General features: G+C 60.5%; 9 protein-coding genes and 1 pseudogene. 6 read left to right on the top strand and 4 right to left on the bottom strand.

Annotated elements, in window-relative coordinates; all coding sequences use genetic code 11:
• Positions 1-633 (bottom strand): annotated as a pseudogene (locus tag H1Y01_RS10445) (glycosyltransferase family 39 protein); the annotation flags it as partial.
• A 48-nt stretch (positions 634-681) separates the two neighbouring features.
• On the opposite strand from H1Y01_RS10445, the gene H1Y01_RS10440 reads away from it, so the two are divergent.
• Positions 682-1,938 (top strand): ribonuclease H-like domain-containing protein, encoded by a 1,257-nt coding sequence (locus tag H1Y01_RS10440; RefSeq protein ID WP_180540461.1) that lies wholly within the window; start codon positions 682-684, stop codon positions 1,936-1,938.
• 204 nt (positions 1,939-2,142) lie between these two features.
• On the opposite strand, the gene H1Y01_RS10435 is transcribed toward H1Y01_RS10440, so the two are convergent.
• Positions 2,143-3,444 carry a glucoamylase family protein gene (locus H1Y01_RS10435; protein ID WP_180540460.1) on the bottom strand — a complete coding sequence of 434 codons (1,302 nt, stop codon included), beginning with the start codon at positions 3,442-3,444 and terminating at the stop codon, positions 2,143-2,145.
• Positions 3,445-3,485: 41 nt separating this feature from the next.
• On the opposite strand from H1Y01_RS10435, the gene H1Y01_RS10430 reads away from it, so the two are divergent.
• The 5 genes from H1Y01_RS10430 to galK are packed head-to-tail and all read left to right on the top strand — an operon-like array spanning position 3,486 to position 7,788.
• Positions 3,486-4,217, top strand: coding sequence for an SIMPL domain-containing protein (locus tag H1Y01_RS10430; RefSeq protein ID WP_180540459.1), 732 nt, complete (start codon positions 3,486-3,488; stop codon positions 4,215-4,217).
• Positions 4,214-4,759 carry an opioid growth factor receptor-related protein gene (locus tag H1Y01_RS10425; protein ID WP_180540458.1) on the top strand — a complete coding sequence of 182 codons (546 nt, stop codon included), beginning with the start codon at positions 4,214-4,216 and terminating at the stop codon, positions 4,757-4,759. The genes H1Y01_RS10430 and H1Y01_RS10425 overlap by 4 nt, the downstream gene beginning before the upstream one ends.
• Positions 4,756-6,411 (top strand): sodium:solute symporter family protein, encoded by a 1,656-nt coding sequence (locus H1Y01_RS10420; protein WP_180540457.1) that lies wholly within the window; start codon positions 4,756-4,758, stop codon positions 6,409-6,411. Before H1Y01_RS10425 ends, H1Y01_RS10420 begins: the two co-directional genes overlap by 4 nt.
• Before the next feature lie 7 nt (positions 6,412-6,418).
• Entirely contained in the window at positions 6,419-6,625 is a 207-nt protein-coding gene (locus H1Y01_RS10415; RefSeq protein ID WP_180540456.1) for a hypothetical protein, read from the top strand.
• Positions 6,622-7,788, top strand: coding sequence for a galactokinase (galK, locus tag H1Y01_RS10410; RefSeq protein WP_180540455.1), 1,167 nt, complete (start codon positions 6,622-6,624; stop codon positions 7,786-7,788). The genes H1Y01_RS10415 and galK overlap by 4 nt, the downstream gene beginning before the upstream one ends.
• A 26-nt stretch (positions 7,789-7,814) precedes the next feature.
• Here galK and H1Y01_RS10405 read toward each other — a convergent pair whose 3' ends face one another.
• Complete coding sequence (locus H1Y01_RS10405; protein WP_180540454.1) at positions 7,815-8,321, bottom strand: DinB family protein; 507 nt, start codon at positions 8,319-8,321, stop codon at positions 7,815-7,817.
• A 31-nt stretch (positions 8,322-8,352) separates the two neighbouring features.
• Positions 8,353-9,007 (bottom strand): OPT/YSL family transporter (locus H1Y01_RS10400; protein WP_180540453.1); only part of this gene is annotated, 655 nt, incomplete at its 5' end.

Below are 9,007 nucleotides of genomic sequence, written 5' to 3'. Positions count from 1 at the left end.
CGGCCAGGTCCAGACTTGATCGACATAACTGCTCCACGCCCCTGTTCCAATCAGCGCGGCTATAGCGACGATCACCGGCAAGCTGAACCCGACAGCAAGAGGAAGTATGGACGGCCATAGAAACAGAGCGCAAGCCGCCAGCACCAGCGCTGCTTTGACGTTCGTCAGAAACCCGATTCCGGCGCAGATGCCGCTCCACAACGCGCGCTTGCGATAGGCCAGGTAAAGCGCCGCGAGGTGTGGCAGCACGAGTAGCAGATCCGCCGCCAGCGGAAGCACGGCCGATGGAGTGTCGAAGCTCAGAAAGAACGCGAGAAGCCCGGCGGCCCAGAAGCCGGCTGCGCGTCCGAAAGCGTCGCGCCCGAACAGGTAAGCGACGATGCAGCACGCCCAGATGTAGAGAGCGCCGAAGAGCCGCAGAACGACGCCGATCCGCGCGCCCCACAGCAGGTAGACGAGCGGCACGAGGGGCGGTTTATCGAACCATAGCCGGCTATAGAGCGTCTTGCCGAACAGGATCTGGCGCGCTGCGGCGAGCGGCAAGTCTTCTTCCGTCCACAACACGCGCGCGTGGCACAGATGCAGCGCGGCTAAGAGAATTAGCAGCGCCGCGAAGAACCCACGCGTTTTCACCCGTCTAGTATAGTAGGCAAAGAAAGGGCGAAAGCTGCTTCGGCAAGCATGGCGGATCTGGCGGACCAACTCGCGCTGTTACGTCGTAAGATCGCGCGCATCGACCGTAAGTACGATCCGAAGTACGCTGGCCCGCGTCCGGTCGCGCCGCCCCCCGCGAAGCTGCCTGACTTTTCCTCGCGGATTGAGAATGCCGTCAGCGGCGAGATCGTAGAGACCGAGCACGGGCGGCACTTCGAGACGGAACGGCTTTACGAACGACACCGCCGTTATGGAAGCGTCGATATCTCCGACCTGATCGACCTTCCGCCCGATCTGCTGCACTCGTTATCCGGCGGCGCGATTCCCTCCGCGCATCCCGAAAAGTGGGCGTTTCTCGATACGGAGACGACCGGTCTCGCGGGGGGAAGCGGCACGTACGCCTTTCTGATCGGAATCGGCAGTATCGAGCGCTCTGGATTTCGCGTCCGGCAGTTCTTCATGCGCGACTTTGCGGAAGAGCGCTCGCAACTCGCCGCGGTGGCCGCCTATCTTTCGCGCTTCGACGTTCTGATCACTTACAACGGAAAGACTTACGATCAGCCGCTGCTCGAGACGCGCTTCACGCTGGCGCGCATGCGTCATCCCTTCGCCCGGATGGAGCATCTCGACTTACTCTTCGGCGCACGGCGACTGTGGAAGCTGCGGCTCGATAACTGCCGGCTAACTCACCTGGAGTATCAGATCTTAGGCGTCGAGCGTCACGGCGACTTACCGGGAGAAGTGATCCCGAGTTACTACTTCGAGTATGTGCGATCGCAGTGCGCATTGACCTTAGTGCCGATATTCCATCACAACCAGATGGACATCCTAACTCTGGCGTGCCTGTCGGCGCTGGTGCCGCAATGTTTCCGTGATCCCGCGCAGGTTGAAGTGCGGCATGGAGCCGACTTGCTGGGCCTCGCCCGCTGGCTGCTGGCCGAAGGCAGAGATGCGGATGCGATTGCGTTGATGCATCGCGCGATTGAGATTGGATTGCCGGATGCGCTACTCTTCCGCACGCTGTTCGAAATTGCGTCACTTGAGAAGAAGCGCAAGAACGAAGCGGCGGCATTGGCGATATTTACGGACTTAGTGGCTTCACCGAATCCCTGCCGCGCTCGAGCTTACGAGCAGTTAGCTAAGTTCTACGAACATCGCGAACGGAACTACGCGATGGCGCTGGAGATGACGATTTCGGCTCTGGCGTTGGAGCCGACGGAGGAGTTGCGAAGCCGGCGGCGAAGGCTGGATCGCAAGCTGGCCAAGGTTCCGCGACTACTGTAATACAATTCCAAGTGCGAAGAGTACGGCGTCTCGGTGACCGGCCGCCCGCGCCTATCTTCGCCAAACTCTCAACAACTTACAAACGAATTCGCCCCGGAGCTCTCGCTGCGCATGCCACGCTAACTCAGGGAGCACTAATGAAATCGGCGCAAAACTCGCGACAACTACGGATTAGCCGTCCAGCCTCGTCACGGCCAATCCTCCTCATGCCAAATCCGGTTCGAAAATCTGCCCCATCGCCCACTTCACCCGCTCATTCCGCCCAAACCACTTCCAGACCGCGCCCGATCTTAGATTCTCGGCGCTTAGCAGCGTGATCCCTTGATCGATTCCGATATAGTCCGGGTTCGACCACAACGTGATCGGGTGAAACGAGTCCACAAACCCGTAGCGGCCATAGATCGCCTCCGCAAACTGCTCGTGCATGTAGCGCAGCGCGGGAACACAGATCTCCGGCGTGAACATCAGCGACCCCGCCACGGCGCACGGCACCACCGTCCCGTCAATGTCCCGATGCGTCCCGAAGTTACCCCAGATGATGTACCCGATCTCGCTATCCGACGGACTTACTCCCCACAACTCCGGCGAGAAACTAGGAAACTGCCCCCGCAAGCTCAGGCAAAATGCCCGGTGCGCGTAAGTCGCGACAATCGAGTTATTGAAGTAATTCAGCTGCGAATTCCCGTTGTCGCGCTTCGCCCGGAAATCGATCCACGCATGCGAATACTGATGCGTGAAAATCGGCCCGCGCCCCACCCAGCGATACCGCTCGAACACCGCCGGATCGCGCTCGAACGCATACCACGACCGCACCGGAATCGGATACGTCGCCGACCCGATCCCCAGCAGATACAGCAGCGTTTCTTCGCGGTAATCCACCCACTCGGCGCGCAGAAATCCCTTGGCCGGATCCCAGCCCATGTGCAGCATCCCCGTCGCGGGATCCAGCAGCCATCCGAAATCCACCCGATCGTAAATCGCGCGCGCGAGCCGCGGAATATCCGCATCCGCCGCGAAATATTCGCCGGCCGTCAACACCCCGCCGAGCAGCAGCGCCGTATCGATCGTCGACAGTTCGGACTTCCAAACGCGCTCGCCGCTCTTCCGATTCACGAAATGATAGAACCACCCATGCACGTTTTCCTGGGTATAAGCGAGATGCTGCAGGATGGCCAGCACGCGATCCCGGACGACATTCGGATCCTCCCACCGGCGCTCGGCCGCGATACACAACGCCGTCAGCCCGAATCCCGTATTGGCGGTACTCGCCACATCGATGCTGGCCCGCTTCGACCCGCGCGTATCCGCCCGCACGCGATCCAGCACCAGCCCGGTCTTCGGATCCGCCTGCTCCCAGAAATAAAGGAACGCGCGCCGCGACAGGTCTTCCAGGAAGTCGTCGTCCGCGGGCGCAAGCCGCCCTGCAGTCTTCCCTCGCAAGGCGGGCAAAAGACCCGCCGCAAGCCCGCCCAGTACGAAACCGCGCCGTCCGAACCCGCCCGCCATACACCTCAGAGTAGCGTTGCGATAAGTTGTAGGGTTCGGTCATGCGCTTAGCTCCGTTTGCCGCCCTCGCCGCGATACTCGCCACGATCCCACCCGCGCTTCATGCACAAAACGGCACAACCAATCTGCCGCCCTACGTCCGTGTACACGGCGAATCCACGATTTCGGTCGAACCCGACCAGGCCCAGATCGACGTCGGCGTCATCACGCAAGGCGCAACCGCTGAGGCCGCCGGCGACGCTAACTCCAAGCAGGCCAACACGGTGATCGATCAGCTCAAAGCCGCGGCGCCCACGGCCACAGTCAAAACCGTAAATTTCTCCATAAACCCCAATTACCGCTATCCGAAGGACGGCAGCGCGCCCACCATCCTCGGCTACACCGCCAACAACACCGTCCGGATGGAACTGAACGACGTTTCGCTCGTTCGCAAAGTAATCGACGCCGCGACCAAATCGGGCGCCAACAACGTCAACCGCCTCAACTTCACGTTGAAGGACGAAAAACCGTACCGCGCCCGAGCCCTGGGTGAAGCGGCCGCACAAGCCCGCGCCAGCGCCGAAGCACTAGCGGCAAGCCTCCATCTCCGCGTCGGACGCGTGCTCCAGCTCGAAGAAGGTCAACCGGTCATCGTTTCCCCGGCCCGTCAGGTCGAATTCGCCCGCGCCGAATCCAACACCGAAACGCCGATTTCACCCGGCAACATCGATGTCCACGCCAGCGTCAACATCACCTTCGAGATTCTCCCTGATCAAGGCGGGGCGCCCAAATGAGCCCGCTCATCGCCTTTTACAGCGGCGAGAAACCCGATCACGCCGGCCGCTACATCTCCCAAATTCAAGCCTGGAACGACGCCCAGCTCGAATCCGTTCACGACTACATCCAGTGGCTCTTTCCACTGCCCGAGCCCAGCCCGGTCAACCCCTTCGCTCCCGTTTTGGAACACGAAACCATCGAAATATTCCGCAAAGCTGCACAACTGCGCACAATCCTGCACAATTCACTCGCGCGGATGCTCCGTTTCTACGGCTTCGAACAGGCCGGCGACGGCCAGGTAATCGAAGCCGCCAATTTCAAGAACCGCGCCCGCAACTGGCTCACGCCCGGCAACCACAACCACCTGCGCATCACCCGCATCATCCGCTCCACGCGTCTGCTCGGACTCGAATCCGAATCCGCAGCCTTCTTTGATGCCCTGAAAGCGCTCTACGCAACGCAACAAGGCAGTTCCAACATCTCGCGCATCACATACTCGTACTGGCAGCAAGCCTCTCGGCCCGAAGTCGCCCTAAGAATGGAGCACCATCCCCGTTGAAACTGTCTCCCGTCGACTACATCATTCTGTCGCTGTACTTCCTCTTCGTCATCGGCATCGGATGGATCCTCCGCAAACGCGCGCAGACCGCCGAAAACTTCCTCACCGCCGGTCACGCCGTCCCGGTCTGGATCACCAGCCTCGCCTTTCTGGCGGCCAATCTCGGCGCGCAGGAAGTCGTCGGCATGGCCGCGTCCGGCGCCAAGTACGGCATCATGACCTCGCACTTCTATTGGATTGGCGCCGTCCCCGCCATGCTCTTCATCGGCGTCTTCATGATGCCGTTCTACTACGGCAGCAAAGCGCGCTCTGTCCCCGAATACCTCAAGATGCGTTTCGACGAAAAGACGCGCGGGCTCAACGCCATTACCTTCGCCGTGATGACCATCTTCTCTTCCGGCATCTCCATGTACGCGCTCGGCCTGCTGCTCGAACTCGTCCTCGGCTGGAGCTTCACTGCATCCGTCCTGCTCTCCGCAGCTATCGTCCTGACCTATACCTTCCTTGGCGGACTCACCAGCGCCATCTACAACGAGGTCCTTCAGTTCTTCCTCATCGTCCTCGGCTTCGCTCCGCTATCCATCCTCGCGATCATGCAAGCCGGAGGTTGGGACGGCCTCAAATCCCGCCTCCCCAACGTCTACACCCACGCCTGGTCCCACCTCGCGCACACCCAGGACAACCCGATGGGCATCGAAGTCTTCGGCCTGGTCGCCGGACTTGGCTTCGTTTTGTCATTCGGCTACTGGTGTACCGATTTCCTCGTCGTCCAGCGCGCCATGGCCGCCGAATCCATGTCCGCCGCCCGCCGCACGCCCGTCCTTGCCGCCTTCCCCAAGATGTTCATGCCGTTCATCGTGATCGTGCCGGGACTCGCCGCTTACGCGCTTACTGCCATGCACTCCGGCTATTCGCTTCCCTTCAAAGCTGACGGACACACCTACGACTACGACCAGGCGCTGATGACCCTGATGGCGCACTTCTATCCCACCGGCATGCTCGGCGTCGGCCTCACCGCGCTCATGGCTTCCTTCATGAGCGGCATGGCCGGCAACGTCACCGCGTTCAACACCGTCTTCACCTACGACATCTATCAGAGCTACATCCGTCCGGGCCGCCCCGACAGCCACTACCTGACCGTGGGCCGCATCACCACGTTCGTCGGCACCGGCCTGTCCGTAGCAACCGCCTATCTCGCCACCCACTTCAACAACATCATGGACTTCCTGCAGCTCGTCTTCGGCTTCGTCAACGCCCCGCTGCTCGCGACGTTCCTGCTCGGGATGTTCTGGCGGCGCACCACCGGTCACGGCGCATTCGCCGGACTCGCCGGCGGCACCGCAATGGCCGGAGTCGCCCTCGGTCTCACCGAAGCCGAAGGCAAAGGCGGCTTCATCACCGTCCTCCACCGCTTTCCATCCACCATGGCTCAGAACTTCTGGATCGCCGTCATCGCTTTCACCACTTGCTTCGTCGTTACCGTCGCCGTCACGCTCGTCACGCGCCCCAAGCCGGAGTCCGAACTCCACGGCCTGGTTTACGGCCTCACCCGCCTGCCGCACGAAGGCGGCATTCCCTGGTATGAAAAACCCGTCACGCTCGCCTTGATCGTTGTCGTTGCTCTTGTGATCCTTAACGTCACTTTCCGGTAAAAACTTTATGCTTGATCTCCGCATTCCTTGCGGCCTTTTCTTCGCGGTGGTTGGTGTCATCCTCACCGCTCTGGGCCTGTTCGATCCCAACGCGCGCTCGCAGTTCTCGACCGCGAACGTGAACCTCTACGCCGGCCTCGCGATGCTTGTTTTCGGCGCATTTCTCTTGCTGCTGGCGTTCCGTTACCGGGGCGCGAAGGAGTCCATCCGATGATCGACGAATTCCGCAAGCTCTTTCCAGACCTCACGCCGCGCTTCTTCCGCGCGCCCGGCCGCGTCAACCTGATCGGCGAGCACACCGACTACAACATGGGTTTCGTCATGCCCATCGCGCTCGACATGAACTGCTACGTCGCCGTCGCCGGTTCGAACGACCGCAAGACGCACATCCATTCACTCGACCGCGGCGAGGGTTTCGACTTCGATCCCGACGTCGCCTTCGCCAAGCCGCGCAAGAACTGGACCGACTACGTCATCGGCGTCGCCCAGCAGCTCTCCATGCGCGGCGTTCGCATCCTGCCGATGTCGATGGTGTTCCACAGCGAAGTTCCGGAGGGTTCCGGCCTCAGTTCCTCCGCCGCACTCGAAGTCTCCGCCGCACTCGCGTTCCTGAACGGGCGCACGTACAGCGGTGTCGAAATGGCCAAGCTCTGCCAGCGCGCCGAGATCGATTTCGTCGGCAACCCGTGCGGCATCATGGACCAGTACATCTCCGTTTTCGGCGAAGCCAACCGCGCGCTCGAACTCGATTGCCGCAGCCTCTCGCACAAGCCGGTCGAGCTGCCTGCGAACGCGGCCCTGCTCGCCGTCAACTCGATGGTCAAGCACGATCTCGCAACCTCTGCTTACGGCGACCGCGTCAAGGAGTGCAAGGCCGCAGTCGCGGGTATCGCGAGGTTGCATCCCGAAGTCAAAGCCTTGCGCGACGCCAAGCTTGAATACCTCGAAAACGCCCGACTCGATCCGACCGTCGAGAAGCGCGCCCGCCACATAATCACCGAAGACGATCGCGTCGAGCAATTCTTTGCCGCCGCGCGCCGAGGCGACCTCGACCAGATGGGCAAGCTTTTCGTAGCCTCGCATCGCAGCATGCAGCACGACTACGAAATCAGCTGCGAAGAGATCGATTTCCTGGTCGATACGGCGCTCACCATCGACGGCGTCTACGGCTCCCGCATGACCGGCGGCGGCTTCGGCGGCTGCACCATCAACTTAGTCCGCCCCGATAGAGTCGACGCGTTTACCAAAGAGATTGTCGATCGCTACCAAGCCAGGTACAACAAACAAGCGCCGGTCTTCAACTGCGTCCCATCCTCCGGAGCAAGAGAAGTGAAGGATCTATCCACAATCCCGGCGACCAATAAGACTTCTAGTTGACCCTCGTAACAATTAGTCGGAGCCACTTACCGCGCTATCGCCCACAAATACCTTATAAAGTCCGACGGTATAGGTTCCGCGCCCATCTGCCGTAACATCGTGACGATCTGCCCGCGATGATAAGTCCCGTGATTCACCACGTGCAGCAGGGTTTCATACATCGGAGTAGGTACGGCCGTATTGCCGCTCATCAATCGGTACTCCACCACCCGGCTCCAGTCCCCATCATCCAGCCCTCCGGCAAAGGAGATCAAACGCGCCTGAACATCAGCCCAAACCGTCCGCAGTTCAGTTAGTTCACTGGCCGCCGGTACGTCCCTGAACGCCGGACTCCCGCCTTCGCTCAGCCGCTTGAGCCATATCCAATCGGCTCCATAGATGTGGGCCAGGGTCCCAAAGACGCTCGAATGCGAGGTCTGCATATCCCGCGTTAGTTCCTCATGCGAAAGCGGCTCGACGGATTCGATCGCTTTCGCTGTAGCCCACGCATGATATTCGAGCATCGTAAGAACTGTCTTCCGTCGTTCGTCCATGCAGTTAATTTTATGACTACACTTGCCGCCTTTACATAAAGACAGCCGGAGGCGCAGGTTCATCCGGATGACCCGCATTCCCAAGCGGTACCTGAATCAGGATGAACGCCATCAGCGCAAGCACCGCAAGTCCGGCCGCATATGACGGGTTCTTAAAGACCGATGGCAGCGGGATCTCGAAGAAGATCAAGGTTGCGGTCCCAAGCCCCATTAGTGCTTCTCCGGCGATGAATCCCGACGCCGCAAGTATGCCGACATTCTCCACCCGCGCACGCTGTGCCGCATTGAGTCCGCGGCGTTCCGCGAGCCAGTCCGAGATGGCGCGGATGACTCCGCCGACGAAGATTGCGCATACTGTTCCGAAAGGTAGATACATGCCGATCGCGACCAGCATGGGGCTGCGCACCTGCACCAGGATGAGCGCAACACCCATCGCCATACCGACTAAGATCAACGGCCACGCCATCTGTCCGCCGACAATCCCCTGAGCAAGATAGGCCATCAACCCGGCTTGCGGCGCCGATAGTTTCGGATCGCCGAATCCGGTGCCGCCGGCATTGATGTTGCCTTGGTGCAGTACAAGCAGCGGGAAGTACATGACTAAGCTGGCCGCAACAACGGCAATGAGTTCGGCAATCTGAATCTTCTTAGGTGTTCCGCCAAGAATGTATCCGACTTTAAAATCC

Origin of the sequence: Nevskia soli (assembly GCF_903970205.1) — a bacterium.
Taxonomy (GTDB): Bacteria; Acidobacteriota; Terriglobia; order Bryobacterales; family Bryobacteraceae; genus Bog-113.
The sequence above is the reverse complement of the archived record's forward strand: the minus strand, read 5'-3'. Positions and strand labels throughout refer to the sequence as shown.

Coding starts and splice junctions, on each gene's coding strand:
- H1Y01_RS10440 (WP_180540461.1), top strand. CDS start 682: ATGGCGGATCTGGCGGACCAACTCGCGCTGTTACGTCGTAAGATCGCG.
- H1Y01_RS10435 (WP_180540460.1), bottom strand. CDS start 3,444: ATGGCGGGCGGGTTCGGACGGCGCGGTTTCGTACTGGGCGGGCTTGCG.
- H1Y01_RS10430 (WP_180540459.1), top strand. CDS start 3,486: ATGCGCTTAGCTCCGTTTGCCGCCCTCGCCGCGATACTCGCCACGATC.
- H1Y01_RS10425 (WP_180540458.1), top strand. CDS start 4,214: ATGAGCCCGCTCATCGCCTTTTACAGCGGCGAGAAACCCGATCACGCC.
- H1Y01_RS10415 (WP_180540456.1), top strand. CDS start 6,419: ATGCTTGATCTCCGCATTCCTTGCGGCCTTTTCTTCGCGGTGGTTGGT.
- galK (WP_180540455.1), top strand. CDS start 6,622: ATGATCGACGAATTCCGCAAGCTCTTTCCAGACCTCACGCCGCGCTTC.
- H1Y01_RS10405 (WP_180540454.1), bottom strand. CDS start 8,321: ATGGACGAACGACGGAAGACAGTTCTTACGATGCTCGAATATCATGCG.